Below are 26,455 nucleotides of genomic sequence, written 5' to 3'. Positions count from 1 at the left end.
CCCGTCGGTCCCGCCACGAAAGATCCTCTCGTCCAGGCGCGTCCCGGACGCCGTCAGCCGGCCTTGGCGGCCGCCTCGCGACGCTTCTTGGCCGCCTCGACGGACGCCTTCAGTGCCGCCACCAGGTCGACCACGTCGCCGGTGCCCTCCTCCTCGGGGGCCGCCTCCGGCGCCGGCGCCTCGCCGAGCTTGGCCGCCACGACGGCCTCAAGCGCCTCGCGGTAGGAGTCGGTGAACTGGGTGGGGTCGTAGGGGGCGCTCAACTGGTCGATGAACATGCTCGCCATGTCGACCTCGGCCGGCGTCGCCGTCACGTCGTCGGGCGGGGCGGCGAAAGCCCCGTCGCGCAGTTCGTCGGGCCACAGCAGCGTCTGCAGCATCAGCAGGTCGTCCTCGGCGCGGATCAGCGCCAGCGACTCCCGGGACCGCAGCGCCACCTTCACCAGCGCCGACTTGCCCGAGCGCTTGAGGGCCTCCCGGAGCAGCACGTAGGGCTTGGCGCCCGGGCCGTCCGCTTCCAGGAAGTAGGCCTTGTTGTAGGCCGCCGGGTCGATCTCGTCGACGTCGACGAACTGCACGATCTCGACCTGCTTGGCGGTGGGCAGCGGCAGGTCGTTGAAGTCGGAGGCCTCGAGGATCACCATGCGGCCGTCCGCGGTCTCGTAACCCTTGGCGATCTCGCCGTAGGGGATCTCCTCGCCGCACACCTCGCAGACGCGCTTGTACTTGATCCGGCCGCCGTCGGCGGGGTGGACCTGTCGGAACGAGACGTCCTTCTCTTCGGTGGCCGAATACAGCTTGACCGGGATGGTGACCAGGCCGAACGAGACGGCGCCCTTCCACGTACTCCTAGGCATGGCCCCAGTCTGGCAGGGACGGGCAAGCGCGCACACCCCCGCGCCCGGCACCCGGGCGTGTCGGGTAACGGTGTTAGCGCATCAGGCCCGGGCGGCCAGGCCCTCCCACTCGGTGGGCCCGTGCCACAGCAGTTCGGTCGTGCGGAGCAGGTCGGTGGTCTCCTCGGCGTCCCACGCCTCGGGCAGCAGCGCCCCGTCCAGCACCGCCCGCAGGCGCGACGCCCGCCCCGCGCCCACCTCGTCGTCGGCGAACAGGCTCTCGACGCGCGACCAGGGCACCTGCGGCGCCGAGACCGCGCCGAAGTCGGCGGGTTCCACGCCCTCGGCGTCGATCTCCCCCACCGCCACCAGGCGGACGCCGTTCGCGAGCAGACCCTCGATCCCGGCGACCTCGAGCAGCGTGAGGTCGGCGTCCTCGGACTCGCCGGTGACCAGGTCGAAGGCGTCGAGGAACGAGGGTGTCGCGGCGAACCCCTCCACGTCGTGGACGCCGGTGGTGGCCCACTCGGCCAGGGCCGAGGGATGGACGGGCACGAACACAAGCATGGGTCCAGCATCGCACGCGTTCGTCCACAGGGTGGCGCCGCATCGCTGGCGGGCGCCGGGGGCGTCCGCCCAGACTCGACCCATGACCGCGTCGCCGACCCGCACCCGCCCGCCGCTCGTCCGGCTCACCGCCCCCGACCGGCCACCGTGGCACCCGGCGCTGCCGCTGCCGGCGGCCATCCTCGGCCCCGACGGGCCGCCCGGCCGCGACCCGGCGTCCGAGCGCGCAGCGGCGGCCTTCTACCGGGTGCTGGCCGAGGTGCTGGACGGACGCCGCCCGCTCGCCCAAGTGCGTCCCCTGCTGGCGCCGCGCGCCGCCGCGCTCGTCGCGGATCTGATCCGGGGCAGGCCCGAGGGGCCGCTGCGCGCGGGGCGCCCCCGGCTGCAGGAGTGCCGGCCGGGAGCCGTGGAGGCCAACGCCCTGCTGTGGACGCCGCGGGGATGCTGCGCCGTGGCGGTCCGACTGGAGCGCCGCCGGGGCGCCTGGGTCGCCGTCGCCGTCGAGGCCGCGCTGCCCGGCGACAGCCGGCCGCGCCGCTGAGGCCGGACGCGGGGCCCCCGCGCGACCCGACGTCGGACGCCGGGCGCGCGAAGGGCGTCAGCGCTTCTTCTTGTTCTTCGTCGCCCGACGCGCCGCGCGGTTCGACGGGGCGGTCTCCGCTTCGGCGGGCTCCTCGACCTCCTCGTCGGCGGAGACCTCGACGCCGCCGCCCTCGGTCGGCCCCGAGTAGGTCAGGGCGCGCTTCGCCACGTCGGCGGGGGCGCCCTGGTCGTCGGTGACGACGCCGACCTGCGGGCCGGCTTGGGTCTGGACCTCGAGGTTGAACAGGAACCCGATCGACTCCTCCAGGAAGGCGCCCATCATGGCGTTGAACATGTCGCCGCCCTCGCGCTGGTACTCCACCAGCGGGTCGCGCTGCGCCATCGCGCGCAGTCCGATGCCCTCGCGCAGGTAGTCCATCTCGTAGAGGTGCTCGCGCCACTTGCGGTCCAGCACGGTGAGCACGATCCGGCGCTCCACCTCCCGCATGACCTCGGCGCCCAGCTCCTCCTCGCGGCGGTCGTAGGCGTGGTCGGCGTCCTCGACGAAGTCGGCCACGAGCTCGTCGGCCGTCATCGAGGTGTCCTCGTAGTCGGCGATCTTCAGCCCGACCGGGTACAGCGACCGGAGCTGGCCCCACAGCTCGTCGAGGTCCCAGTCCTCGGAGAAGCCCTCGGTGTTCTGGCGCACGACCTGCTCGACCACCTTGGCGGTCGCCTCGCGCAGCCGGCCGTCGACGTTCTCGCCCTCCAGGACGCGCCGGCGGTCGCCGTAGATCGTGTGGCGCTGGCGGTTCATCACGTCGTCGTACTTGAGGACGTTCTTGCGCATCTCGAAGTTCTGGCTCTCGACCATCTCCTGCGCGCTCGCGACGGAGTTGGTGACCTGCTTCTGCTCGATCGGCACGTCGTCGGGCACGTTGAGCGCCAGCAGCACGCGGTCGATGAGGTCGGCCTTGAACAGGCGCATGAGGTCGTCCTGCAGCGACAGGTAGAACCGGGACTCGCCGGGGTCGCCCTGACGGCCGGAGCGGCCGCGGAGCTGGTTGTCGATGCGGCGGCTCTCGTGCCGCTCCGAGCCCACCACGTAGAGGCCGCCCAGGTCGACGATCTCGGCGTGCTCGGCCTCGGCCGCCTCCTCCATCGGCGGGTAGGTCTTCGCCCAGGCCGCCTCGTAGTCCTCGGGGCTCTCCTGCGGGTCGAGCCCCTGCTCGCGCAGTTCGGCGTCGGCGAGGAACTCGGCGTTGCCGCCGAGGATGATGTCGGTGCCGCGGCCGGCCATGTTCGTGGCGACGGTGACCGCGCCCTTGCGTCCGGCCATCGCGATGATCGCGGCCTCCCGCGCGTGGTTCTTCGCGTTCAGCACCTCGTGCGCCACCCCGGCCCGCACCAGACGCTTGCTCAGCAGCTCGGACTTCGCCACGGACGCGGTGCCCAGCAGCACGGGCTGGCCGGCCGCGTGGCGCTCCACGACGTCGGCCACGATGGCGTCGTACTTGGCGTCCTCGGTGCGGTAGATCAGGTCGCCCTGGTCCTTGCGGATCATGGGCCGGTTCGTGGCGATCGGCAGGACGCCGAGGCCGTAGATCTTCTGGAACTCGCTCTCCTCGGTCTTGGCCGTGCCGGTCATGCCCGCGAGCTTGTCGTACATGCGGAAGTAGTTCTGCAGCGTGATGGTCGCCAGCGTCTGGAACTCCTCCTTGATCTGGACGCCCTCCTTGGCCTCCAGCGCCTGGTGCAGACCCTCGGAGTAGCGCCGACCCGCCAGGGTGCGGCCCGTGAACTCGTCGACGATGACGACCTCGCCGTCGCCGGTCACCATGTAGTCCTTGTCGCGCTTGAACAGTTCCTTGGCGCGCACGGCGTTGTTGAGGTAGCTGATCAGCGGGGTGTTGGCCGACTCGTAGAGGTTCTCGATGCCGAGGCTGTCCTCCACCAGCGCGATGCCCGGCTCCATCACCGAGATCGTCTTCTTCTTCTCGTCGACCTCGTAGTGGGTGTCGCGGATCATCTTGGTCACCAGGCGCGCGAAGACCGGGTACCAGCGGTGGTTGTCCTCGGCGGGGCCGGAGATGATGAGCGGGGTACGGGCCTCGTCGATCAGGATCGAGTCCACCTCGTCGACGATGGCGTAGTGGTGGCCGCGCTGCACGCAGTCCTCAAGCGACAGCGCCATGTTGTCGCGCAGGAAGTCGAAGCCGAACTCGTTGTTGGTGCCGTAGGTGATGTCGGCGGCGTAGGCGACGCGGCGCTCGGCCGGCGTCATGTGCTGCAGGATCACGCCGGTGTCCAGGCCGAGGAAGTGGTGGATGCGGCCCATCTGGTCGGACTGGTACTTGGCGAGGTAGTCGTTGACGGTGACGACGTGGACGCCCTTGCCGGTCAGACCGTTGAGGTAGCTGGGCAGCGTCGCGACCAGCGTCTTGCCCTCGCCGGTCTTCATCTCGGCGATGGTGGCCTGGTGCAGCGCGGCGCCGCCCATGATCTGGACGTCGTAGTGCCGCTTGCCCAGCACGCGACGGCTGGCCTCGCGGACGGTCGCGAACGCCTCGGGCAGCAGCCGGTCGAGCTCCTCGCCGTTCTCCAGACGCTGGCGGAAGTCGGCCGTTTGAGCGCGCAGCTCGTCGTCGTCCATCGCCTCGAAGTCGGGCTCGATATGGTTCACCTGCTTGGCGATCGCCTCCAGGCGCTTGATCGAGCGCCCCTCACCCAGGTGCATCAGCTTGTCGAACAGGCCCACGTTTCCGCGCTTTCCGTCGTCATGTCGCGGACGCCGAGGCTCGGCGTCCACCTTCCATCGTAGAGGTTGACCCGGCCCGCCGGTCACACCGAGGCGGCGAGCGTGGCCGCCAGGGTGCCGACGGGCTCCACGACCACGTCCGCCAGGCCCAGCCAGCCCGCCATGGCGCGCAGCTCGGACGCCAGCGCCAGGGCCGTCGGCTCGGCCGCCGCGTGCGGCTCGAGCCAGGCCGACCGGACCAGTAGGACGCCGCGGGCGCGGTCGGCCTTCAGGTCGACGCGGGCCGCGGGCGCGTCGCCGAGGAAGAACAGGTAGACGTAGTAGCCGAACTCGCGCTTGGCGGCCGGCACGTAGATCTCGATGCGGTAGCGGGTGCCGAACAGCCGCTCGAGGCGTCCGCGCTCGAAGGTCAGCGAGTCGAACGGGCTGACCAGGGCGCAGGCGTGCCAGGTCCTCGGGCGGCGCGCCTCGTGCCACAGCCAGTGCGGCGCGTCCAGCCCCGCCACCGTGACGGGTTCGAGGAGCCCCGCCGCCTGCAGCCGGGCGATGGCGGCCAGCGTCCCCTCCTTGGAGAGGTAGAAGTAGGCGCTGAGCGCATCCAGGTCGGCGACGCCGAGGGCGCGGGCCGCCCGCCCCACCAGCACGTCGTACCCCTCCGCGTGCGTCAGGGCCGGCTCGTCCATGACCGCGGCGGGCAGCACCCGGTGCGCCAGGTCGTAGCGGCGCTCGAACGCGGTGTTCCGCCCGGCCACGCTGAGCTCGCCCGTGTTGAACAGGTGCTCCAGGACGTGCTTGGCCTCCGACCAGTTCCACCCCCAGTGCTCGCGCTCGCGGACCTCCTCGTTGTCCACCGCGCGGGCCGCCAGCGCCCCGTGGTCGGCGAGCTGGGCCAGGATGCGGCCGTGCAGGTCGGGCTTGTCGGCCAGGATCGCGGCCACCCGCTCGTCGCCCCGCTCGCGGTGCCGGTCCATGCGCCAGCGCAGCGCCGGGTGGAGCCGGGTGTCGATCAGGCTCGCCGCGTGCCCCCAGTACTCAAACAGCCGCCGGGGCGCCCGGTCGGTGGCGCGCCGCAGCAGGTCGACGTCGTAGGGGCCGAGCCGGGTGAACAGCGGCATGTAGTGGGCGCGCACCGCCACGTTGACCGAGTCGATCTGGAACTGCGCGACCCGGTCGATCTCGGCCTGCACGTGCCGCATGGTGACCGCGGCCGGGCGCGGCCGGCCGACCCCCTGCGCGGCGAGCGCGATCCGGCGGGCGGCTCCGAGCGTGAGCCGGCCGGGCATCAGCGGCTCCCCGATGCCCGGCCGTGGTCAGCGCTCACTTCTCGGCGACGTCCAGGTGGATGACGCCGTAGTCGTAGGCCCGGCGCCGGTAGACGACGCTCGGCCGGCCCGAGTCCGCGTCGACGTAGAGGAAGAAGTCGTGGCCGACCAGTTCCATCTCGTCCAGCGCCTGGGCCAGCGTCAGCGGCGAGGTCGTGAAGACCTTCTCCCGGACGACCAGCGGGCCGTCCCCGGTGACCTCCAGCCCGGCGATGCGCCGCACCTCGGTGCCCTCGTCCTCGCCGGCCCCGTTGACGGCCGGGGAGGCGGCGTCCAGCGTCTCGGCGACGCGCAGGCCGCGGTGGACCTTGCGGCGGTCGGCCGCCTTGCGGAGCTGGGACTTCATCTTGTCCAGGGCGTGCTCGAACGCCACGTACTTGTCATCGGAGGAGGCCTCGGACCGGATCACCGGCCCCTTGCCGATCAGCGTGATCTCGGCGCGGACCGCCTGGTCCGGCTGCTTGTGCGGTGAGGCCGAGACCTGAACCTCCACCCGTTGCACACGGTCCCGGAAGCGCTCGATCCCCTGGATGCGCTCCGTGGCCTTCTCCCGGAAATCATCCGAGATGGTGCACCGACGGCCGGTGACGATGACGTCCATGTCAACCTCCTAGTTCGGGTACAGGAAGGCACCCGGGCCTGGATCGGGAAGGATCCCGGTTCGCGGCTCAGGTGCCATGCGCAGACCCTAGCGCGTGGAACCGCCACATTCACGCCCTCGGCCCGAGACGTCTCACGAGCCCGCCTCAGCACGCGCTCACACGTTCGTAACGCACGGTAACCGTTCCGGAACGCGGCACACATCGGCACGCAACACCCCGGGGCGAGGCTGTGGGCCATGACATACGACATCAGTGCCGGCGACACCGCCTGGGTCCTGATCAGCGCGGCCCTCGTGCTGCTGATGACCCCCGGTCTCGCCTTCTTCTACGGGGGCATGGTGCGCGCCAAGGGCGTGCTGAACATGCTCATGATGAGCTTCGTCACCATGGGGACCGTGGGTGTCCTGTGGGTGCTCTACGGCTACTCGATGGCCTTCGGCGACAGCCTGGGCGGCGTGCTCGGCAACCCGGCGCAGTTCGCCGGCCTGGCCTCCCTGATGAGCCCGGACGCCGTGGTGGGCACCATCCCCGCCCTCGCGTTCGTGGCCTTCCAAGCGTGCTTCGCCATCATCGCGGTGGCCCTGGTCTCCGGCGCGATCGCCGACCGGGCGTCGTTCACGGGCTGGGTGCTGTTCACCGTGCTGTGGGCGACGCTGGTCTACTTCCCCGCCGCCCACTGGGTCTTCGCCTTCGACGGGGCCACGGCCGAGCACGGCGGCTTCATCGCCAACTCGATCAAGGCGATCGACTTCGCCGGCGGAACGGCCATCCACATCAACGCCGGCGCGGCCGCGCTCGCGCTGGCCCTGGTCGTCGGCAAGCGGCTCGAGTTCGGCCGCAAGCCGATGCGGCCCCACAACATGACGCTGGTCATGCTGGGCGCGGCGCTGCTGTGGTTCGGCTGGTTCGGCTTCAACGCCGGCTCGGCGCTGGGCGCGAACGGCACGGCGGCGCTGGCCTGGGTCAACACCCTGGCCGCGACGGCCGCCGCCCTGCTCGGCTGGCTCGCCGTGGAGAAGATCCGCGACGGCCACCCGACGACGCTGGGAGCGGCGTCCGGCATCGTGGCGGGCCTGGTGGGCATCACCCCGGCCGCCGGCTCGGTCAGCCCCCTGGGCGCCCTGGCCATCGGCCTGCTGGCCGGCGTCGCCTGCGCGTTCGCCGTCGGCCTGAAGAACGCCTTCGGCTACGACGACTCCCTCGACGTCGTGGGCGTCCACCTCGTCGGCGGCCTGGTCGGGACGCTGCTGATCGGCCTGCTGGCCGACCCGGCCTCCCCCGCCGGCGTCGCGGGCCTGTTCTACGGCGGCGGCTTCGACCAGCTCGGACGCCAGGTCGCCGGCGCGCTGATCGTGCTGGTCTACTCCTTCCTCCTGACGGCCGTCATCGGCCTGGCGATCTCCCGGACCGTCGGCTTCCGGGTCAGCACGGCGGCCGAGTTGGGCGGCATCGACATCGCCGAGCACTCCGAGGTCGGCTACGACCTCTCGCCGGTGTACTACTCGGCCCTGGGCGGCGTCCGGCGCAGCCTGCTGATCGACCCGGCCGACCTGCCCGCATCCGAACTCACCGAGGAGGCGACGAAGTGAAGCTCGTCACAGCCATCATCCAGCCCGACGCCCTCGACGACGTCCAACTCGCTCTGATCCGCTACGGCGTCAAGGGGATGACGGTCTCGGAGGTCTCCGGCTACGCCCGGCAGCGCGGCCACCGGGAGGTCTACCGCGGCGAGGCGATCACCGTGGACTTCATCCTGAAGGTCAAGCTCGAGATCCTCTGCGAGGACGAGGAGGCCGAGGCCCTGCTCTCGATCATCGCCGGCGCCGCCCGCACGGGGCAGGTCGGGGACGGCAAGGTCTGGGTCACCCCGGTCGACACCGTGGTCCGCGTCCGGACCGGCGAACTCGGCGTGGCCGCCATCTAGCCCACCCCTCGCGGGGCCGGGGTCGTCACGACCCCGGCCCGCGCGGTCCGTCCGGCGCGGCGTGGCGGCGACGGTGACCGCCCCGGCGACCCGCCAGCCCGCCGCCCGAAGGGCGCGGACGGCCTCGGACAGCGAAGCTCCCGTGGTGACCAGGTCGTCCACCACCACGGCGGCCCCGGCACCCGCCGCCGGGCGGGCCCCGAAGGCCCCGCTCAGGTTGGCGGCCCGCTCGGCCAGCCCCAGCCCGGCCTGATCCTGCACCAGCCTGACGTGGCGCAGGGCCGGCAGGGCGCGGACCGGGGCGCCGGCGTCGGCGAGGTCCCGGGCGGCGGCCCGGGCGAGCCCGAGCGTGGTGTCCCAGCCCCGGCGTCGCACCGTCGCGGGCAGCGACGGCACGGGCACGAGCGTCAGCCCGGCGCGCGCGGTGGACCCGCACAGCGCCGCGACGCCGACGGCGAGGGTGCCCCCGAGCGGGCGGGCCAGCCACCAGGCCGAGCGCTCCTTGTAGGCCAGCAGGCAGCCGCGCCAGGGCGCCGCGTAGCCGGCGCAGGCCAGGACGGTGAACCCGGCGCGCACCGGCGCCGGCCCCGGGACGGCGGCCGCAAGCCTCCCCTCGCAGTCCGGGCACAGCCGGGCCGCGGGGTTGCCGCAGCCGGGGCACGCGCTGCCGAGCAGCAACGAGGCGGCGGCGTCCGCGAGGTTCCGCGCGCCGCCGCGCGGCGCGTCCGTCGACCCCGCCACGACCGCACGTTAGGCGGCCCGCGTCACGCGGCCGCCGAGCCGCGAGAGGCCGAGCCGCGAGAGGCCGAGCCGCGAGAGGCCGAGCGGCGTGGCGAAGGCCTGAGCCGCGTGCGGCCGAGCCGCATCGCGGGCCCCGGGCCGGAGACCGGGGAAACCGGGGACGTCAGCCGGGGTAGAACACGCTCGTGGTGCCGGATCCGAGCAGCGACCAGCGGAAGTCGCTGTTGTAGCGCCACACGTCGCCGGCGGCCGTGCGCACCATCGGGGGCACGCCGGGCGCGACCGCGAGCTCGACCGGGTCGGCCAGCGCGGTGGGGCCGATCGAGGCGATGCTCGACCCGTCCTGGGCGACGGCGAGCACCTGGGTGGTGCGGCTCTCCCCCACCAGCGCCAGCAGCGAATCCGGGGTGCGCCACCCCACGTCCACGACCGAGGCCTGGGACACCGGCGTCGTCGTGACGCTGACCTCGCGCCACTCCCGGACGTGGACGCCCTCGGCGCGGTCCACGCGCGCGATGCCCAGCGCCCGCGACCCCGAGGGGCGCGCCACGACGATCGCGATCCGGACGCCGTCCGGGGCGAGCCGGAACGTCTCGATCGTCCCCTCGCCCACCGCGGAGGTGTCGAGTTGGACCCAGGTGCCGTCGGGCTGGGTCACCCAGAGCACCCCAGCGCCGTCGTTGACCCACAGCAGGCCCTGCCGGTCGAAGTTGGGCCGCTCGAGGCCCGCGCCGGCCAGCGACTGCCGCACGGAGTTCTCCGCCAGCGGCGCCAACAGCAGCGAGGAACGGTCGGCGGTGATCGCCGCGGCCGCCACCGCGTCGGAGCGGACCGCCCCGGTGACGACCCCGCTGATGCCGGGGGCCACGACCAGGCTGGTACCGCCCTGTCCGCCCTCCATCGCCCGCACGATCCGGCCCTCGGTCACGGCGAACAACTGGCGACTGCCCTGGCGGGGCACCGGATCCGCGTCCGGGAAGGCCGTCACGGGGATGGTGCGCCCGTACGGCGACAGCGTCCACGGCTCGGTGACGCCCTCCCAGCTCACCTCGACGGCGGCGAGGCTGTCGAACTGCCGGAACGTCCGGGCGAACTGGGTGAGCAGCGCCGCGCGCGCGTCCGCGCTCGGGCCGTCGCCCGGGCCGCGGAGCACGATGCTGACGAGCCCGTCGGAGGAGACCGAGACGCGGGCCAGGGAGGCGTCCACGCCGGTCGGGCGCACCGCGGGCGCGAGCCAGGCGGTCGGCCCCTCCAGGACGGCGCGCACGGCTCCCTCGTACGCCTGCGTCCCCCGCGGGAAGTACCGGGGGTCGGGAACCAGCCACTGCCCACCCGGCTCGAAGAAGTAGGGTGTCACGCGGGAGAACGCGCTGGTGAACAGGTACTCCGAGATCGTGAGACCTTCCGGCGGGGTGTTGATCCGCCAGTGCCCCTCAGCGTCCTTCACCAGGCCGAAGTCGTGGTCGAGGACGCCCGCCGACTGCCGGTAGGACCCGCTCGTGTCGAGCGTCCCCACCACGGGGGCCCGGAGCATGGCGGCGGTGTCGGTCGCCATCACCGGGTTGCCCTCGGCGTAGATCCGGACGCCCACCTCGGGCTGCCAGGTGCGGGCCGCCTCCGGGGTCAGGTAGGCCCGCGCCACCCGGTAGTTGGGCTGCCAGGACGCCTGGGCGTGCAGGAAGCCCTCGACGACCTCGATGGGGGTCGCGTCGCCCGCCGGGGGCGCCGGCGCGATCTCCACGCCGGAGTTGATGTGCCCCGGGTCGGCCGAGACCCGCTCGACCGGGCCCGACGTGGGGACGCCGCTGCACCCGGTCAGCAGCAGGCACGCGGCCACCAGCAGCGCCGTCAGGACCTTCGCCATGTCGCCCCCACGTCGTCGGGCACCGCCGGCAGCGGTGAGGTGGACAGCGGCTCGCCCGGGGCGATCGGCAGCGTGAGCCGGAACTGGGCCCCGTTGCCCGGACGCCCCCACGCGTTGAGCCAGCCGCCGTGCAGTTGGGCGTCCTCCAGCGCGATCGACAGTCCCAGCCCGGAGCCGCCGACGGTGCGCTGCCGGGAGGGGTCGGCCCGCCAGAACCGCTGGAAGACCTGGTGCGCCTGCGCGGCGCTGAAGCCCACGCCGTGGTCGCGCACCGTCACCGCGACGGCGTCCTCGGAGGCGCCGACGCGGACCAGCACCTCGCGGCCCTCGCCGTGCTCGATGGCGTTGGAGACCAGGTTGCTGATGATGCGCCGGACCCGGCGGGGGTCGGCGCGCAGCCGCGCGTCGTGCGGGGCCTCCAGCACCACCTTCGTGCCGTAGGAGTCCGCCAGCGGGTCCTGGGCGCGGACCTCGGTGGTGACGAGTTCGACCATGTCGATCTCGTCGACCTGCAGGTCGGCGGCGCCGGCGTCGAAGCGGCTGATCTCGAGCAGTTCGGTGAGCAGCGACTCGAACCGGTCCAGCTCGCGGTGCAGCAGTTCGGTGGCCCGGGCGGTCATCGGGTCGAAGTGGTCGCGGGTGTCGTGCAGGACGTCGGCGGCCATCCGCACCGTGGTGAGCGGGGTGCGCAGCTCGTGGCTGACGTCGGAGACGAACTGGCGCTGCACCAGCGACAGGTTCTCCAGCTGCTGGATCTTGCGACCCAGCTCGTCGGCCATGTGGTTCATCGAGCGTCCCAGCCCGGCGAGGTCGTCGGTGCCGCTGATCGTCATCCGCTCGTCCAGGTTGCCCGCCGCGATCCGCTCGGACGCCTCGCGCGCCGCCCGGATCGGCCGTAGCGCCTGCAGCGAGATGATGTACATGATCCCGGTGATGAGCGGCACGAAGACCACGGCGGCGATGAGCGCGGACTGCTGCACGACGGCGAGCGTCTGCTGCTCCTGCTCCATCCCGAACACGAAGTACACCGGGAAGCGGCCGCTGCCCGAGGCCAGCAGGGCCCCGGCCACGATCAGGCCCGGCTTGGCGTCGCGTCCGTCGTTGAACTGGATGAGCGTCGGCGTGGTGTAGAGGTCCTGGCCACCGGCGCGGACCGCCGCCCGGATGGACTCGGGCACCGAGGCGACCGACAGGCCGGCCGAGGTGATGTCGGAGACGGGGCCGCTGATGACGACCTCGTACTGGTTCCCCACGTTGCCGCGGCTGGCGACGTCGCGGGCGAGTTCGGTGAGCCGCTCGTTCACCGTCGAGGTGCGCAGGTCGGTGTCGCGCAGGCTGCTCTGCATGCTCTGCAGCACCGCGGACGCCTCGGAGACCGACTGGCGGGTCTTGGCCTCCAGGATGCCGCGGGAGGAGTTCGTCACCAGCAGCCAGCCGGTGACGGCGAACACCACCAGCGCGGCGGTGACGCTGCTGGTGACCACGCGGATCGACAGGGACCGCGACCACCAACGCGACGGCGCCCCCAGCAGCCATCGCACGCGGCTCACGGCGCGGCCGGGGTCCCCGCGCGGTAGCCGATGCCCCGCACCGTCACGATGATTTCCGGATGCTCGGGGTCGGCCTCGATCTTGCTGCGCAGCCGCTGGACGTGGACGTTGACCAGCCGGGTGTCGCCCGGGTGGCGGTAGCCCCAGACCTCCTGCAGCAGCAGTTCGCGGGTGAAGGCCTGCCGCGGCTTGCGCGCGAGCGCCAGCAGCAGGTCGAACTCCAGCGGCGTCAGCGAGATCGGCTCGGAGCCGCGGTGCACGGTGTGGGCGTCCACGTCGATGACGATGTCGCCGATCCGCAGGGTCGAGGGATCCTCCTCCGGACGCGCGCTGCGGCGCAGGCGCGTCTTGACGCGGGCCAGCAGCTCCTGGGTCTTGAACGGCTTGGCGACGTAGTCGTCCGCCCCTGCCTCGAGCCCGGCGACCACGTCGAGCGTGTCGGACTTGGCGGTGAGCATCACGATCGGGACGTCGGACTCGGCGCGCAGGTCGCGGCACACGTCGACGCCGTCGCGTCCGGGCAGCATCAGGTCGAGCAGCACCAGGTCGGGCTTGGTGCGGCGGAACTCGGCCAGCGCCTCGTCCCCGCGCCCCACCCACGAGGTGTCGAAGCCGGACGCCTGCAGCACGATCTGCAGCATCTCGGCCAGGGCGGCGTCGTCGTCCACCACCAGGATGCGTCCTGCGGTCACCGGGCTCACCAATGCCTCCTCAGTTCAGCTCGGGCGTGGGCGTCCACGTCGCCAGCCAGCCTAGTTCGCCGCCCTGACGGGCGAGCACGCGACGCCACAGCGTCTGCGGATCGGGGTCGAAGACGTCGGCGTACCGGGCCGCCACGGGGAACCACGCGCCGTGCACGATCTCGCCCTCGAGTTGGCCCGGCGCCCACCCGGCGTAGCCCGCGAAGATCCGCAGGTCGCGGTAGGCGCCCTCGACGAGCTCGAGCGGGGTGTCCAGGTGCAGCAGGCCGATGCGGTCGAACAGCGGACGCCAACCCGGCGGCTCCTCCGACGGGTGCGTCGGCGAGGCGAGGCAGATGGCGCCCTCCTGCGACACCGGGCCCCCGTCGTAGAGCTGGTGCGGCCAGGTGGTGAGCGCGCCCCAGCCCGGCAGGACGGTGTCCAGGGGCAGCGGGCTGTACTCGTTCAGCACCACACCCAGCGCACCGGTGGCGTCCACGTCGAGCAGCAGGACCACCGAGGAGTCGAAGATGCCGTCGCGCAGTTCCGCGCCGGCGACCAGCAGGGTGCCCGGCGCCAGCGGTGCGTTCGGCCGGCGATCCACGCTTCCATCCTGCCAGAGGGGCCGCACATGCGACGTGCGCGGCACCCGGTGATGGGTGCCGCGCACGCGCGTTCAGGGGTGGAGGTGGCGGGAATTGAACCCGCGTCCTCACGAGGCGACCCAGGTCTTCTCCGGGCGCAGCCGATGGTGACGTTCTACTCGGCCCCCGCGCTCGTCATCGGCACGTCGCGGACAGGCCCAGCCCTGGTGAAGTCCCAGCTAGCCGCCAAGGCGTCAGCTAGCCAGCAAGCCTCCTAGATGAGGCCAGGATCCGGGCGGAAGGCTACACCCGGGCTGACCCTTCGATCACTGATCAGGCAGCGAGAGCGAAGTCTGCGCGATGGTTGTCGGCAGTTATGGTTTTCCCAGCTTCGTTTACGAGATGTTCTGGGATCCTCGGCCCGCTTCTCCTGGGACTACCGTCCCGAGTCGAAACCAGTCACCCCCCTGTTCACTTGTGCCCCGGCGCTGCCGGGACGCCCCAGCCTACGCGATGCGGGGGCCGGTCACCTACTTCAACGCCCGGAGGTGTCCAAAGCTTCCCACCGGATGATGCGCGTCACCGGGTTGGCGAACGGCTGACCGCTGAACGCGCGGGCGCTCCCCACGATCGTGAGGATCATGTAGGTCACCCAGGCGATCATCACCAGCGGCCCGCCGATGGAGCCGGGCAGCAGCAGCGAGGCCAGCACCATCGAGACCACCCCGAGGATCCCGGAGATCGCCTGGAAGTTGAACGCCTTGGCCGACTCACGCCGCGCCGGCGTACCGGGCGTCGCGACGGCGTAGCAGAGGAGCGGGCCGATGATCCAGGTGAACAGGCCGCTGAGGTGGGCGATGCCGCCGAGCGGCGTGGCGCCCGGGCGGGTGGCCATCGTGGGCGTGGGACGCGTGAAGGCGGCCAGCGGAGCGGGGCGCACCGGCAGCCCGGCGGTGGCCGCCGACAGGTCGCGACGGGTCTGGGCACTCATGGCCATCCCGAGGCGCTGATCGAGCTCGACCTCGTCGAGGCGTCCGGTGCAGTAGGCCTCCTGGAGGACCGCTTCGGCACGCGCACGCTCGGCGTCGCCGACTCGCAGAGAGGGGGAGGCGTAAGGATCAACCGGCATGCTTCCAGTGTGCCCACGCCGGACAATGCTCCCATCGGGCGACTCCCTCACTCTTCCCCTGCCCCTAGGGTGGGATCCATGGATAAGCCCACGGTAGACATCCCTGACACCAACCCGCCCGCCGAACTGATCCTGGAGGACCTCACGGTCGGCACGGGACCCGAGGCGGTCCCCGGCAAGCAGGTCGCCGTCGACTACGTCGGCGTGGCGTGGTCCGACGGCGCCGAGTTCGACAACAGCTACGACCGCGGCCAGGCACTCGTGTTCAACCTCGGCGCCGGTCAGGTCATCCACGGCTGGGACCAGGGCATCGTCGGCATGAAGGTCGGCGGACGCCGGCGCATCACGATCCCGCCGCACCTGGGCTACGGGTCGCGCGGCGCCGCCGGCGCCATCAAGCCCAACGAGACGCTCGTGTTCGTCTGCGACCTCGTCGGGGTCGCCTGAGCCACCGCTGCGCGGGGGCGGCTACCAGCTGCCCCCGCCGCCGCCTCCGCCACCGCCGCCGGAGAACCCGCCGCCGCCGAAGCTGCCGCCGCCCCGAACGCCGACCCGCCGCCGAACCCGGTGTCGCTGGAGAAGCTCGGGCCCGACGAGACCGCCGGCGCGGCCCCCGTGTTCACGCTTGTGCCCAGGCTGTTGAGGTTCCACAGGATGAGGTTGGGGTTCCAGCCGCCGCCGTACCAGTAGCCGGTCGGGACGGGGATCCGCCCCAGCGCGATCGCCTGTTCGCACACCCGCACCCAGCGGTCGGCGAGCCCGAACAGCACCGCCCAGGGCAGGTACTTGCTGAAGATGTCCTCGCCCTCCTCGAACTTGAGCTGGTCGGCCTCCGCCGTGGCGATGTAGGTGCGGAACCCCTCCACCTGGTCGGTCCAGGCGCGCCCGACGGCCGTCCGCTGGCCCTTGGCCATCTTCGACCGGACGATGGCCAGGGTGATCACCAGGGCGGCGGTCATCGGCATCAGCACCCAGAAGATCATCGACGCCAGGGCGCCGGTCGAGATCGCGATCCACGCGACCACCCAGATCAGTCCGAAGCTCGCCATGGACTTGCGGCCGCGGGAGATGCGCCGGAACCAGCCGTTGCTCATCGCGACCGCCTCCTCGTCGGCCGCCAGCGCGCGGGACGTGCCCGCCAACTCGCTCGCGCGGCTGAGGTCGACGCTGGTCGCGCCGCCGAAGACGTCGTCCAGGACGAGCTGGCCGGGCTTGGTGGTGGCGCGGGCCGGGTCGATCAGCGTGGCGACCGAGCCGTCGGAGCTGTCGAGCTTGATCGCCCCCGCGGTGGCGAGGCCGACGATCGTGGCGGTGAGGTGCTCCACCTTGTACTGGCCGTCCAGGAGGAAGCCCGCGTAGGCGATGGGGAGCTTGGGCGGCGCGAACGAGACGGGGACGGGGATCCGCGGGTCGTTGCGCACGACGTGGGACGCCTGCCCGCTGAGCGGCACCGTGCCGGGCGGCACGCCCGCGTACCGCTCGTCGTGCCCGCGGCGCCGGTACCACAGCCAGCCCAGGATCGGGATGGCGACGGTCCCCAGCGCGGCGGCGCCCAGGACGGCGTAGCCGGTGCGGGTCGCGGCCGCCTCGCCCGACTCCACGAGGATCGGCTGGGCGTTCGCCACGGCTCCCGGGTTCATCTGGGTGGCCACCGTCAGCAGCGACCCGTACCCGATCCTGCCCTGGGTGAAGGTGGCGGTGTTGCCCTCGAACGACTGCGACGTGCATGGCGTGCTCGAGCCGGGCGGCCCCGCGTAGCACTGGGTCGCCACGACGCCGCCGGGGACCGTCGTCCGGACGGTCGCCTGGGCGATCGCGTCCATGGTCGAGCCGGTGGCGTCCCAGTAGAGCTCCGGGTGGTCGCCGGCGCCGGTGCGCAGCGAGCCCTTGACGTCGTAGGAGATGACGTAGGTGGCGGTCGGCGCGCTGATCGTGCGGTCGCCGCTTCCGATCCGGATGCGGATGGACTCCTCGCGCGACGTCGAGCCTGCGTTGGTCGTGATGGCGGTCTGCGTGGAGACGGGGTCGGGGCTGGACACCGACACGTTGTCGATCTCGTACACCTGGTCCTGGTCGGTGGTGCCGTAGGGCTCCCGGGTCACCAGGTGGCGGTCGAAGCCGTGCCGCCCGGAGTTGGAGCCGAAGCGCAGCACCCAGGTCTCGCGCACCTCCAGCAGCCCCTCGGGCGTGACGTTGTAGACGGCGTCGAAGCTGTCGTAGCTGTCGGACGCTGCGAACGCGCGGGGCGGCGCGGCGAGCGCCCCGATGAGGACGAGGGCCAGCGCGGCGAGCAGCGCGGCGAACCGGCGCGCCATGTCAGTGGCGTCCCTTGTTCCGGGTCGCCAGGGCGCGCTGGGCCTCGCGGTTGGCGTCCCGTTCGGCGATGGTCTGGCGCTTGTCCCAGTCCTTCTTGCCCGTGCCGACGGCGAGTTCGACCTTGGCGTAGCCGTCGGAGAAGTAGATGGCCAGCGGCACCAGGGTGCGGCCCGAGTTGGCCACCTCGCGCTCCAGCTTGTCGATCTGGCGGCGGTGCAGCAGCAGCTTGCGGTTCCGGACCGCCTGGTGGTTGGTGTTGGTGCCGAACTTGTACTCCGGGATGTTCACCCCGCGCAGCCACACCTCGCCGTCGTCGATGGTGGCGAAGCCGTCGGCCAACGAGGCGCGTCCGGCGCGCAGCGACTTCACCTCAGTGCCGAGCAGCACCATGCCCGCCTCGACGGTCTCGCCGAGGTGGTAGTTGTGGCGCGCCTTCTTGTTCTGGGCGACCAGAACCCTGCCCTGGGGTCGCGGCATGTTCGTCGGCTCCTTCCGGCCAAGGACGGTCACCGCGGGACCGCGGCGCGGCCAGCATAACGCCCGGGCGCCCTCGCGGACCGGCCGGGCGCCCGGGGCCGTCACCAGCTGCTCGCTCCCCCGCCTCCGCCGCCGCCGCCGGACCGGGAGGATCCGCCCCCGCTGCGGCGGCCGCCGCCCCCGCCGCCCCTGCTGCGGAACGCCGATCCCCCGCCCGACCCGCCGCTGCTGGTGAGGAAGCTGCGCCCGGTTGAGTGGACCTGCGTCGGGCGGCTGCCGGACCGCACGGAGCGACCCAGCGTGTTGAGGCGTCGACTGAACCCGTCGGTCTCCCAGGAGCCCGTCCCCAGCCCGCCGAGCGTCGGGGCGGGGATGCGTCCGAGCTCGACGGCCCGGCGGCACACCCGCACCCAGCGGTCCGCCTCGCCGAAGAGGATCGCCCACGGCAGGTACTTGGTGAAGATGTCCTCGCCCTCCTCGAAGCGCAGCTGGTCGGCCTCGGCGGTGGAGATGTAGGTGCGGAACCCCTCGATCTGGTCGGTCAGGGCCCGCCCGTGCGCCGTGCGCTGCCCCGACCGCAGCCTGCCCCGGACGAGACGGACCGTGATGACGAACACCGCCACGATCGCGCCCACCACCAGCAAGGGCGGGATGAACCCGCGCAGCGACGGCGCCAGCACCAGGACCACCACCAACCATCCGGCGACCCACAGGGCCTTGGGCGGGAAGGTCGAGTCGCGCGGCCGAAGCCCCAGGGCCTTGAACCAGCCGTTGTTCCGGGCGTTGCGCTCCTCCCGGAGCGCGAGGTTCTCCGAGGCGCGCAGCATCTGCTCGGCGCTGCCCAGCGACACCCGGGTGCGGGCGGACCGGAACACGTCGTCGAGCACCCGCCGGCCGGCGTCGTCGGTGGCACGGCCGCGGTCGACGAGGGCCGCCTGGTCGCCGCCGCCGCTGGTGAGGTCGATCGCCCCCTTCACCGCCAGATCGACGAGGGTGGCCGTCAGGTGCCGGACGTCGTAGCGACCGTCGAGCAGGAACCCCGCGTCGGAGATCAGCACGTTGCGCGGCGGCGAGAACGCGACGGGCACCTCCACGGCCGCCCGGCTCCGGCCGACCCGGTCGGACTGGCCGGGCACAGGCACGACGCCCGGGGGGACGTCGAGGTAGCGGTCGTCGCCGGTCCGCGTCCGCACGACGATCCATCCGATGAGCGGGATCCCCACCAGGGCAGCGCCGGCGCCGGCGATGCCGAGCGTGCGGGCGAGGATCTCGCCGGCGTCCGCCCGCTCCACGAGCAGCGGCTGCGCGTCGGTCACGGCGCCCTGCTGGAACTGCGCCGCGATCGTCATGATGTGACCGCGCGGCACGTCGGCGTGCCGGAAGACCGCGTCCTCGCCGTCCAGCGCCTCGCTGTCGCAGGGGGCACTCTCGCCGTCGGGCGCCACGCTGCACGCCGTGTCCCAGACCCCGCCCGGGGCCTGCACGCGGACGGTGATCTCGTCGATGCCGGCGATGTCGGGTCCCGTCACGTCCCAGTAGAGCTCCGGACGCTCGTCGGCCCCGACCCGGAGCGCCCCGCGGACGCTGTAGTCGATGACGTACGTCGCGGTGTCGGCCAGGATGGTGCGGGAGGCGCTGCCGATCCGGATGCGCTCGACCTCCTCGCGGGCGGCGGGCGAGTAGCTGGATCGGTCGACCTTCGTGGAGATCCCGCGGTCGGGGCTGTCGACGGTGACGGCGGACACCGGGTAGCGGATGTCCTGTCGGTCGTCGTACGGCTCGCGCGTCACCAGGAAGCGGTCCAGGCCGTGGCGCCCCGAGGAACTGCCGAACCGCAGGGTGATGGTTTCGCGGACCTGCAGGGTGCCGTCGTGGGTCACGGTGTAGCGGACGTCCCACCGGTCGAAGGAGTCGTCGGCGGCCACCGCGCTGGCCGGGCCGAGCCACCACAGGGCGACGGTGAGCAGCGCCCCGAGGGCGGTGGCGAGGCCGACGCGACGGCGCCGGGAGCGGGCGCGGGGGTGGGCTCGTCTCGGGTCGTGGAGCATGGGGGCGGGTCCTTTCCGGGAACGCGCAGCGCCGCCCAGCCTAGGCCGGGCGGCGCTGTGCGCTGGTGGCGTCCCGTGTCAGGGGATGTAGAGCATCGGGTTGACCGGGCGGCCGTCCAGGCGCACCTCGAGGTGGAGGTGCGGCGTGGTGGACAGGCCGGTGCTGCCGACGTAGCCGATCAGCTGGCCCTGCTGCACCTTCTGACCGACCCTGGCGACGACCTTCGACATGTGCGCGTAGCCGGTGGTGACGAAGCGCCCCTGGGCGTCGTCCCCGTGCCCGATCATCACGAAGTTGCCGAAGCCGCCGTTGGGCCCCGCCTTCATGACCGTGCCGGCCTTCGCGGCGTAGATCGGCGTGCCGGTCTTGGCGCCCCAGTCGTTGCCGTTGTGGTTGCGCCAGTACTTCAGGATCGGATGGAACCGCTTGCCGAAGGGCGAACCCGGGTTGGCGTTGATCGGACGGATGAACCCGCTCGCCGAGGTGGCCTTCCCCGTGCCACCCGACGAGCCGGAGCCCGTTGCCTGCGACGGCTTGCTCGCCGCCGCCTTCGCCGCCGCGGCCTTCGCCTCGGCCGCCGCCTTGTCGGCCGCCGCCCTGTCCGCCGCCTTCTTCGACGCCGCCGCCTTGTCAGCGGCCGCCTTGGCAGCGGCGGCCTTCTCGGCCGCCGCACGCTCGGCGGCTGCCTTCTCGGCGGCCGCCTTCTCGGCGGCGATCCGCGCCCGCTCCTGCTCCTCGGCGCGGATCCGGGCCAGCTCGGCCTGGATCTCGCCCTCGAGGCGCTGCTCGTCCGACACCAGGGTGCGGTAGGCCGCCTCGTCGGCGTCCAGCTCGCCCTGGGCGGCGGCGCGGGCCTGCTCGTTGGCGCTCACCAGGCCCGAGACGGTGGCGCGCTGCTGCTCGGCCTGTCGCTCCAGCCGGGCGATCTGCGCCACGACCTTGGCGGCGTCGGCCTTCTCAGCCGCGACGCGGGCCTCGGCGGCCGCCTGGGCCTGCCGGGCGCCCTCCAGCTCGTCGCGCACCGCGTCCAGGCGGGACTTGGTGGCGGCCTGGGAGTCGAAGATCGTGGTGTTCCACTGCAGCCGCTGGCTGAGCTCGGCCGGCGTCTCCGACCCGAACACGACGGTGAGGTCGCGCAGGTCGGTCTGCTGCTGGTAGGACTCGCGCGCCGCCGAGCCGATCAGCCGCAGCTGGGCGTCCACCTCGGCCTGGGCCTTGATGACGCGCTGCTTGGCCGCCTCGAGTTCGGCGCGGGCCGTGGCGAGTTCCGACGCCAGCCGCGCGTCGTTCTCGCGGGCGGCGGACAATTGAACCTGCACGTCGGCCAACGCAGATTGCGCCGCCGCGAGCTGATTCTGTGAATCGATCAATTGATTCGTCGCGGATTGCACGGCCTGCGACGATTCCGACACATTGTTCTTGGCTTGTTCCTGGCTGTCCTGATTCGCCTTCACCTGGCCGCGGAGGGTGTTCAAATCCTCAGCGATGGCGTGGGGTGCCACCAGGCTGGTGGTCAGCGCCGCTGCAGCGCACGCGCTGGCCAGACGGATGCCCCACGTCCCCCAGGACCTTCCCTGACGGGCGGTCATGTCACTCACTCGTTCTCCCTACGGATCCGATTCGTGCGACCGCCTGAAAAGGCTCAGACCTTCAAGAACCTCCGGGTCGCAACCAACGTCGGGATCATAGAGAGAAGCACCGCGACGACCACAACCCCCAGCATGGCTATCGCCACATGATTCCAGCCGATCCACACGAATCCCTGAAGGGCAGGTTTAGCCTTTTCGACCACGGCGAACTGCTGGATGGCGGCCAGGGTGGCGCACGCCAGGGCGGCCCCGCCGAGGGCCACGGCGAGGCTCTCCAGCAGGCTCGGCAACATGATGTAGGTCCGGGACGCGCCCACCAGGCGCATGATGCCGATCTCCCGCCGGCGGGTGAACGCGGCCACCCGGATGGCGTTGCCGATCTGCAGTGCGGCCGCCAGGAGGAGCAACGCGGACGCCCCCACGGCCATCCAGCGGCCCCAGTTCAGCCATTCGAACAACGGCTCGAGGAATGCACGCAGGTCCTGCACGCTCTGCACCCCCGGCATGACCGACAGCTGGGCGGTGACTTCCTGATATTCCTCAGGATTCTTCAGCTTGATCCTGAACAGGTCCTGCATATCTGTGGCCTGCAGGGATCCGATGATCGGGGAGTCGGCGTAGGTGACCTTGAACTCCTCGAACACGTCCTCCTGGCTCTGGTAGTACACCGTCTGCACCTGCGGGTTGGACTCCAGGGCGGCGCGGATCGCGTCCCGCTCGGCGTCCGTGGTCGCCTGGCCCGGGACGCACGTGCCGCCCTGGGTGTCGGCGGTGCACAGGAAGGCGGTGAGCTCGATCTTGTCGTACCAGCGGCCCTTGATGAGGTCGACCTGCTGGGTCGCGAGCACCCGAGTCCGAACAGGGCCAGCGAGACCCACATCGTGACGAGGATCGCGACGTTCATGCTCGCGTTCCGCCGCAGGCCGGACAGGGTCTCTTTCAGTGTGTGACGCATGTGTTCTCTCCTGATCCGCTCCGGCTCACTGGTATCCGTAGACGCCCTGGGCCTGGTCGCGGATGAGTTCTCCGGCGTTGAGTTCGAGGACGCGGCGGCGCATCTGGTCGACGATGGTGGCGTCGTGCGTCGCCATCACCACCGTCGTGCCGTCGCGGTGGATGCGGTCGAGGATCTTCATGATCCCGACCGACGTGGCGGGGTCGAGGTTGCCGGTGGGCTCGTCCGCCAGCAGGATGCCGGGCCGGTTGACGAAGGCGCGCGCGATGGCGACGCGCTGCTGCTCGCCGCCCGACAGCTCCTCGGGGAGCCGGTCGCCCTTGTCCTCCAGGCCCACCAGTTCGAGGGTCTCGGGCACCAGACGGCGGATCTCGCGGCTGGGGCGTCCGATCACCTGCAGGGTGAAGGAGACGTTCTCGGTGACGGTCTTGCCGGGCAGCAGCCGGAAGTCCTGGAACACGATGCCGACGCCGCGGCGCAGCTTCGGGATGCGCCAGTTGGGCAGCTTCCCGACGTCGCGGCCGTTGACGACCACCTGCCCGCTGCTCGCGCGGTACTCGCGCAGCACCAGCCGCAGGAACGTCGACTTGCCCGAACCCGACGGCCCGACCAGGAAGACGAACTCGCCGTCCTCGATCGTGGTCGAGACGTGTTGCAGTGCCGGCCGCTTCTGGCCGGGGTACGTCTTGGAGACGTTATCGAACGTGATCACAGGCATCCGCTGGCCGGAGTCGACGATGGGGAAGGTTCCTGAGAAGCTCTCAGCCGGCCGCGACCCAGCCTAGGTCCACAAGGCTCCCCCGCCCCGGCGCCTCGCCGGGCGTGGCGGGCCTCAGTCCTCGGCGTTCTCCGCGCTCTTGCGCCAGCGGATGCCCGCGTCGATGAAGCCGTCGAGCTCGCCGTCGAAGACCGAGTCGGGGTTGCCGACCTCGTAGCCGGTGCGCAGATCCTTCACCATCTGGTACGGGTTCAGCACGTAGCTGCGCATCTGGTCGCCCCAGGACGCCTTGACGTCGCCGGCGAGTTCCTTCTTCTTCGCGTCCTCCTCCTGCTTCTTCAGCAGCAGCAGGCGCGACTGCAGGACGCGCATGGCGGCGGCGCGGTTCTGGATCTGGCTCTTCTCGTCCTGCATCGAGACCACCAGCCCGGTGGGCAGGTGCGTGATGCGGACGGCGGAGTCGGTGGTGTTGACCGACTGGCCGCCGGGGCCCGAGCTGCGGAAGACGTCCACGCGGATGTCGGCCTCCGGCACGTCGATGTGGTCGGTCGACTCGATCAGCGGGATCACCTCGACCGCCGCGAAGGACGTCTGACGGCGGCCCTGGTTGTCGAACGGGCTGATCCGGACCAGGCGGTGCGTGCCGCCCTCGACCGACAGCGTCCCGTACGCGAACGGCGCGCTCACCTCGAAGGTGACCGACTTCAGGCCGGCCTCCTCGGCGTAGCTGGTGTCGAGCACCTTCACCGCGTGCCCGTGTCGCTCGGCCCAGCGCAGGTACATGCGCAGCAGCATCTCGGCGAAGTCGGCGGCGTCCACGCCGCCGGCGCCGGCGCGGATCGAGACGACGGCGTCCCGCTCGTCGTACTCGCCACTCAGCAGCGTGCGGACCTCCAGCGCGGCGATGTCGCCGTGCAGCGAGGCCATCTCCTTCTGGGCCTCCGCCAGGGTGTCGGCGTCGTTCTCCTCCTGCGCCAACTCCACCAGCACGCCCAGGTCGTCCAGGCGCGAACGCAGCGAACCGACCCGGTCGAGTTCGGAGTTCAGCGCCGAGAGCCGCGACGTCACCTTCTGCGCGTTGTCGGGGTCGTCCCACAGGTCGGGGGCGGCGACCCTCTCGGACAGCTCGGCGATCTCCGCCCGCTTCTTCTCGGGGTCGACCACCACCTCGATGCTCGTCAGGGAGCGGTCGAGTTCGGAGATCTCGGATGCGAAGTCGGTGGCCACGAGGAGCAAGCCTACCGCCACGCCACCTGCGCTCCGAGTCGGGGCGGACGCCGGCCGCCGCCCCATGAGCGCGGCGTAAGGAAACCGACCGGTCCCGTATGGATTCCGTGAGGGCCCGGTCCGGACGCCGCGGGCGGGAGTTTGATCGTGGATGCCCGCCCGGGGCACCCGGCACCGCGCCGGGAACGAAGGAGATGGACCCACATGCTCGATGTGATCTACATCGCGGCCCTGTTCGCCCTGATCGGGGTCGTCGCGCTCGTCGCGAGGGGGGTGGAACGGCTGTGATGACGCTCACCATCGTGGCCGGTGTCCTCGGCCTCGCCGCCGTCGTCTACATGGGCTTCGCCCTCCTGCACCCGGAGAAGTTCTGATGGACTGGCTGTTCTACCTCGCGACCCTGGGCACGCTCATCGTGGTGCTCGGGCTGATCCACGTCCCGCTCGGCGACTACATGGCGTGGGTGTTCACCTCGCCGCGCGACACCCGCGCCGAGCGCGTCCTGTACCGCTTCATGGGGGTCGACCCGCGCAGCGGCCAGTCCTGGCGCGCCTACCTGCGCGGCGTCCTGCTGTTCTCGCTGTTGGGGATGCTGCTGCTGTACGCGCTGCAGCGCCTGCAGCCCTGGCTGCCGTTCTCGCTCGGCCTGCCGCCGGTGCCCGAGGGGATCGCGTTCAACACCGCGATCTCGTTCGTCACCAACACCAACTGGCAGTCCTACTCGCCCGAGTCGACGCTCGGCTACTCCGTGCAACTCGCGGGGCTGGCCGTGCAGAACTTCGTCTCCGCCGCGACCGGGATCGCCGTCGCCGTCGCGCTCATCCGCGGGCTGGCGGCGCGCGGCACCGGGACGTTGGGCAACTTCTGGGTGGACCTGACCCGCGCGACGCTGCGGATCCTGCTCCCCATCGCCGTCGCGGGCGCGCTGCTGCTGGTGCTGGGCGGGGTCATCCAGAACGTCCAGCCCTGGCAGGAGGTCACGACGGTCGCCGGCGGGGCGCAGTCGCTGCCCGGCGGGCCCGTGGCGTCCCAGGAGGTCATCAAGCTGCTGGGCACCAACGGCGGCGGCTTCTTCAACGCCAACTCCGCCCACCCCTTCGAGAACCCGACGCCGTGGACCAACCTGCTGGAGATCCTGCTGATCCTCGTGATCCCGTTCTCGCTGCCGCGCACCTTCGGCCGGATGGTCGGCGACACCCGCCAGGGCGTCGCGCTGCTGGCCGCGATGGCGACCCTGGCGCTCCTCACCACGACGGCCCTGACCGCCTTCGAACTCGCCGGACGCGGCACCGCGCCGCAACTCGCCGGCGCGGCCCTGGAGGGCAAGGAGGTGCGCTTCGGCGTCGTCGGCTCGTCGGTCTTCGCGTCTGTGACGACGCTGACCTCGACCGGCGCCGTCGACTCGATGCACGACTCCTACACCGCGCTGGGCGGCATGATGACGATGCTCAACATGATGCTCGGCGAGATCGCGCCCGGAGGCGTGGGGACAGGCCTGTACGGCCTGCTGGTGATCGCGATCATCGCGGTCTTCCTCGCCGGCCTGCTGGTGGGGCGCACGCCCGAGTACCTGGGCAAGAAGATCGGCCCGCTGCCCATGAAGCTCGCCAGCCTCGCCATCCTCGTGATGCCCGCCCTCGTGATGGTCGGCATCGCGTTGAGCTTCGGCGTCCCCGCGCTGCGCGCCGACGTCGAGGGGGCGCTCGCCAACCCGGGCCCGCACGGGTTGTCGGAGGTCATCTACGCCTTCACCTCGGCGGCCAACAACAACGGGTCGGCGTTCGCCGGGCTGACGGCCACCCACCCCTGGTTCACGGGCGCCCTCGGCGTCGCCATGCTCTGGGGCCGTTTCCTGCCCATCGCCCTGGTGCTCGCGCTGGCCGGCACGCTGTCCACGCAGAGCCCCACCGAACCCACCCCCGGAACCCTGCGCACCACCGGTCCGCTGTTCGTGGTCCTGGTGGTCGGGACGGCCGTCCTGGTCGCCGCGCTCGTGTTCTTCCCCATCCTCACCCTCGGTCCGCTCGCAGAAGGACTCGCCTGAC

Annotated in this window: 24 protein-coding genes and 1 other RNA gene; 7 read left to right on the top strand and 18 right to left on the bottom strand. The window is 71.9% G+C overall.

The window, feature by feature from the left end:
- Positions 1-53: 53 nt before the first annotated feature.
- Together G7070_RS14570 and G7070_RS14565 are read right to left on the bottom strand one after the other, a co-directional pair.
- Positions 54-857: a non-homologous end joining protein Ku gene (locus tag G7070_RS14570; RefSeq protein ID WP_166234335.1), complete on the bottom strand. Its 804-nt coding sequence runs from the start codon at positions 855-857 to the stop codon at positions 54-56.
- Between the two features lie 81 nt (positions 858-938).
- On the bottom strand, positions 939-1,403 hold the full coding sequence (locus G7070_RS14565; RefSeq protein ID WP_166234334.1) for a DUF6912 family protein: 465 nt from the start codon (positions 1,401-1,403) through the stop codon (positions 939-941).
- Between the two features lie 82 nt (positions 1,404-1,485).
- Here G7070_RS14565 and G7070_RS14560 point away from each other — a divergent pair, with 82 nt between their 5' ends.
- Positions 1,486-1,944 carry an Rv3235 family protein gene (locus G7070_RS14560; RefSeq protein ID WP_166234333.1) on the top strand — a complete coding sequence of 153 codons (459 nt, stop codon included), beginning with the start codon at positions 1,486-1,488 and terminating at the stop codon, positions 1,942-1,944.
- 57 nt (positions 1,945-2,001) lie between these two features.
- Here the strand turns inward: G7070_RS14560 and secA are convergent, their stop codons facing one another.
- From secA to hpf, 3 genes are all read right to left on the bottom strand, one after another.
- A complete protein-coding gene (gene secA, locus G7070_RS14555) occupies positions 2,002-4,662 on the bottom strand; it encodes a preprotein translocase subunit SecA (RefSeq protein ID WP_166235351.1) in 2,661 nt (886 codons plus the stop codon).
- Positions 4,663-4,766: 104 nt separating this feature from the next.
- Positions 4,767-5,966, bottom strand: a complete 1,200-nt coding sequence (locus tag G7070_RS14550) for a winged helix-turn-helix domain-containing protein (RefSeq protein ID WP_166234332.1) — start codon at positions 5,964-5,966, stop codon at positions 4,767-4,769.
- A gap of 34 nt (positions 5,967-6,000) precedes the next feature.
- Positions 6,001-6,606 carry a ribosome hibernation-promoting factor, HPF/YfiA family gene (gene hpf / locus G7070_RS14545; RefSeq protein ID WP_166234331.1) on the bottom strand — a complete coding sequence of 202 codons (606 nt, stop codon included), beginning with the start codon at positions 6,604-6,606 and terminating at the stop codon, positions 6,001-6,003.
- A gap of 237 nt (positions 6,607-6,843) precedes the next feature.
- Here hpf and G7070_RS14540 point away from each other — a divergent pair, with 237 nt between their 5' ends.
- Together G7070_RS14540 and G7070_RS14535 are read left to right on the top strand one after the other, a co-directional pair.
- Complete coding sequence (locus G7070_RS14540) at positions 6,844-8,196, top strand: ammonium transporter (protein WP_166234330.1); 1,353 nt, start codon at positions 6,844-6,846, stop codon at positions 8,194-8,196.
- A complete protein-coding gene (locus G7070_RS14535) occupies positions 8,193-8,531 on the top strand; it encodes a P-II family nitrogen regulator (RefSeq protein WP_166234329.1) in 339 nt (112 codons plus the stop codon). The genes G7070_RS14540 and G7070_RS14535 overlap by 4 nt, the downstream gene beginning before the upstream one ends.
- Before the next feature lie 904 nt (positions 8,532-9,435).
- Here the strand turns inward: G7070_RS14535 and G7070_RS14530 are convergent.
- The 6 genes from G7070_RS14530 to G7070_RS14505 form a co-directional block, all read right to left on the bottom strand.
- Entirely contained in the window at positions 9,436-11,136 is a 1,701-nt protein-coding gene (locus G7070_RS14530) for an LpqB family beta-propeller domain-containing protein (protein WP_166234328.1), read from the bottom strand.
- Positions 11,121-12,686: an MtrAB system histidine kinase MtrB gene (gene mtrB, locus G7070_RS14525; protein ID WP_206079819.1), complete on the bottom strand. Its 1,566-nt coding sequence runs from the start codon at positions 12,684-12,686 to the stop codon at positions 11,121-11,123. Before mtrB ends, G7070_RS14530 begins: the two co-directional genes overlap by 16 nt.
- Positions 12,683-13,387 (bottom strand): MtrAB system response regulator MtrA, encoded by a 705-nt coding sequence (gene mtrA / locus G7070_RS14520; RefSeq protein ID WP_431977900.1) that lies wholly within the window; start codon positions 13,385-13,387, stop codon positions 12,683-12,685. Before mtrA ends, mtrB begins: the two co-directional genes overlap by 4 nt.
- A gap of 10 nt (positions 13,388-13,397) precedes the next feature.
- Positions 13,398-13,970, bottom strand: coding sequence for a YqgE/AlgH family protein (locus G7070_RS14515; RefSeq protein ID WP_166234327.1), 573 nt, complete (start codon positions 13,968-13,970; stop codon positions 13,398-13,400).
- Between the two features lie 76 nt (positions 13,971-14,046).
- Positions 14,047-14,417: a transfer-messenger RNA gene (ssrA, locus tag G7070_RS14510) on the bottom strand.
- A gap of 68 nt (positions 14,418-14,485) precedes the next feature.
- Positions 14,486-15,079, bottom strand: a complete 594-nt coding sequence (locus G7070_RS14505; RefSeq protein WP_166234326.1) for a DUF1707 and DUF4870 domain-containing protein — start codon at positions 15,077-15,079, stop codon at positions 14,486-14,488.
- 78 nt (positions 15,080-15,157) lie between these two features.
- Between G7070_RS14505 and G7070_RS14500 the strand changes: the two genes are divergently transcribed.
- Positions 15,158-15,526, top strand: a complete 369-nt coding sequence (locus G7070_RS14500; RefSeq protein WP_166234325.1) for an FKBP-type peptidyl-prolyl cis-trans isomerase — start codon at positions 15,158-15,160, stop codon at positions 15,524-15,526.
- Here the strand turns inward: G7070_RS14500 and G7070_RS14495 are convergent.
- From G7070_RS14495 to prfB, 7 genes are all read right to left on the bottom strand, one after another.
- Positions 15,445-17,394 carry a DUF2207 domain-containing protein gene (locus tag G7070_RS14495; RefSeq protein ID WP_166234324.1) on the bottom strand — a complete coding sequence of 650 codons (1,950 nt, stop codon included), beginning with the start codon at positions 17,392-17,394 and terminating at the stop codon, positions 15,445-15,447. The two genes, G7070_RS14500 and G7070_RS14495, sit on opposite strands and share 82 nt — an antisense overlap.
- Position 17,395: 1 nt before the next feature.
- Positions 17,396-17,872: an SsrA-binding protein SmpB gene (gene smpB, locus G7070_RS14490; RefSeq protein WP_166234323.1), complete on the bottom strand. Its 477-nt coding sequence runs from the start codon at positions 17,870-17,872 to the stop codon at positions 17,396-17,398.
- Between the two features lie 101 nt (positions 17,873-17,973).
- Entirely contained in the window at positions 17,974-19,920 is a 1,947-nt protein-coding gene (locus G7070_RS14485; RefSeq protein WP_166234322.1) for a DUF2207 domain-containing protein, read from the bottom strand.
- Between the two features lie 78 nt (positions 19,921-19,998).
- A complete protein-coding gene (locus G7070_RS14480; protein WP_166234321.1) occupies positions 19,999-21,510 on the bottom strand; it encodes a M23 family metallopeptidase in 1,512 nt (503 codons plus the stop codon).
- A 53-nt stretch (positions 21,511-21,563) separates the two neighbouring features.
- Complete coding sequence (gene ftsX / locus G7070_RS14475; RefSeq protein WP_246227138.1) at positions 21,564-22,358, bottom strand: permease-like cell division protein FtsX; 795 nt, start codon at positions 22,356-22,358, stop codon at positions 21,564-21,566.
- Positions 22,359-22,490: 132 nt separating this feature from the next.
- Entirely contained in the window at positions 22,491-23,177 is a 687-nt protein-coding gene (gene ftsE, locus G7070_RS14470; protein WP_166234320.1) for a cell division ATP-binding protein FtsE, read from the bottom strand.
- 120 nt (positions 23,178-23,297) lie between these two features.
- Positions 23,298-24,410, bottom strand: coding sequence for a peptide chain release factor 2 (prfB, locus tag G7070_RS14465; RefSeq protein ID WP_166234319.1), 1,113 nt, complete (start codon positions 24,408-24,410; stop codon positions 23,298-23,300).
- A 147-nt stretch (positions 24,411-24,557) separates the two neighbouring features.
- Between prfB and G7070_RS14460 the strand changes: the two genes are divergently transcribed.
- The 3 genes from G7070_RS14460 to kdpA are packed head-to-tail and all read left to right on the top strand — an operon-like array spanning position 24,558 to position 26,454.
- Positions 24,558-24,698 carry a hypothetical protein gene (locus G7070_RS14460; protein WP_166234318.1) on the top strand — a complete coding sequence of 47 codons (141 nt, stop codon included), beginning with the start codon at positions 24,558-24,560 and terminating at the stop codon, positions 24,696-24,698.
- Positions 24,698-24,784 carry a potassium-transporting ATPase subunit F gene (locus tag G7070_RS14455; RefSeq protein ID WP_246228015.1) on the top strand — a complete coding sequence of 29 codons (87 nt, stop codon included), beginning with the start codon at positions 24,698-24,700 and terminating at the stop codon, positions 24,782-24,784. Before G7070_RS14460 ends, G7070_RS14455 begins: the two co-directional genes overlap by 1 nt.
- Entirely contained in the window at positions 24,784-26,454 is a 1,671-nt protein-coding gene (kdpA, locus tag G7070_RS14450; protein WP_166234316.1) for a potassium-transporting ATPase subunit KdpA, read from the top strand. Before G7070_RS14455 ends, kdpA begins: the two co-directional genes overlap by 1 nt.
- Position 26,455 lies beyond the last annotated feature (1 nt).

It is taken from the genome of Propioniciclava coleopterorum, from assembly GCF_011393335.1.
GTDB lineage: Bacteria > Actinomycetota > Actinomycetes > Propionibacteriales > Propionibacteriaceae > Propioniciclava > Propioniciclava coleopterorum.
The sequence above is the reverse complement of the archived record's forward strand: the minus strand, read 5'-3'. Positions and strand labels throughout refer to the sequence as shown.

What these genes read in the sequence shown, in the direction of transcription:
- G7070_RS14570 (WP_166234335.1), bottom strand. Translation starts at nt 857, where the DNA reads ATGCCTAGGAGTACGTGGAAGGGCGCCGTCTCGTTCGGCCTGGTCACC.
- G7070_RS14565 (WP_166234334.1), bottom strand. Translation starts at nt 1,403, where the DNA reads ATGCTTGTGTTCGTGCCCGTCCATCCCTCGGCCCTGGCCGAGTGGGCC.
- G7070_RS14560 (WP_166234333.1), top strand. Translation starts at nt 1,486, where the DNA reads ATGACCGCGTCGCCGACCCGCACCCGCCCGCCGCTCGTCCGGCTCACC.
- secA (WP_166235351.1), bottom strand. Translation starts at nt 4,662, where the DNA reads ATGCACCTGGGTGAGGGGCGCTCGATCAAGCGCCTGGAGGCGATCGCC.
- G7070_RS14550 (WP_166234332.1), bottom strand. Translation starts at nt 5,966, where the DNA reads ATGCCCGGCCGGCTCACGCTCGGAGCCGCCCGCCGGATCGCGCTCGCC.
- hpf (WP_166234331.1), bottom strand. Translation starts at nt 6,606, where the DNA reads ATGGACGTCATCGTCACCGGCCGTCGGTGCACCATCTCGGATGATTTC.
- G7070_RS14540 (WP_166234330.1), top strand. Translation starts at nt 6,844, where the DNA reads ATGACATACGACATCAGTGCCGGCGACACCGCCTGGGTCCTGATCAGC.
- G7070_RS14530 (WP_166234328.1), bottom strand. Translation starts at nt 11,136, where the DNA reads ATGGCGAAGGTCCTGACGGCGCTGCTGGTGGCCGCGTGCCTGCTGCTG.
- G7070_RS14505 (WP_166234326.1), bottom strand. Translation starts at nt 15,079, where the DNA reads ATGCCGGTTGATCCTTACGCCTCCCCCTCTCTGCGAGTCGGCGACGCC.
- G7070_RS14500 (WP_166234325.1), top strand. Translation starts at nt 15,158, where the DNA reads ATGGATAAGCCCACGGTAGACATCCCTGACACCAACCCGCCCGCCGAA.
- G7070_RS14495 (WP_166234324.1), bottom strand. Translation starts at nt 17,394, where the DNA reads ATGGCGCGCCGGTTCGCCGCGCTGCTCGCCGCGCTGGCCCTCGTCCTC.
- smpB (WP_166234323.1), bottom strand. Translation starts at nt 17,872, where the DNA reads ATGCCGCGACCCCAGGGCAGGGTTCTGGTCGCCCAGAACAAGAAGGCG.
- G7070_RS14485 (WP_166234322.1), bottom strand. Translation starts at nt 19,920, where the DNA reads ATGCTCCACGACCCGAGACGAGCCCACCCCCGCGCCCGCTCCCGGCGC.
- G7070_RS14480 (WP_166234321.1), bottom strand. Translation starts at nt 21,510, where the DNA reads ATGACCGCCCGTCAGGGAAGGTCCTGGGGGACGTGGGGCATCCGTCTG.
- G7070_RS14455 (WP_246228015.1), top strand. Translation starts at nt 24,698, where the DNA reads ATGACGCTCACCATCGTGGCCGGTGTCCTCGGCCTCGCCGCCGTCGTC.
- kdpA (WP_166234316.1), top strand. Translation starts at nt 24,784, where the DNA reads ATGGACTGGCTGTTCTACCTCGCGACCCTGGGCACGCTCATCGTGGTG.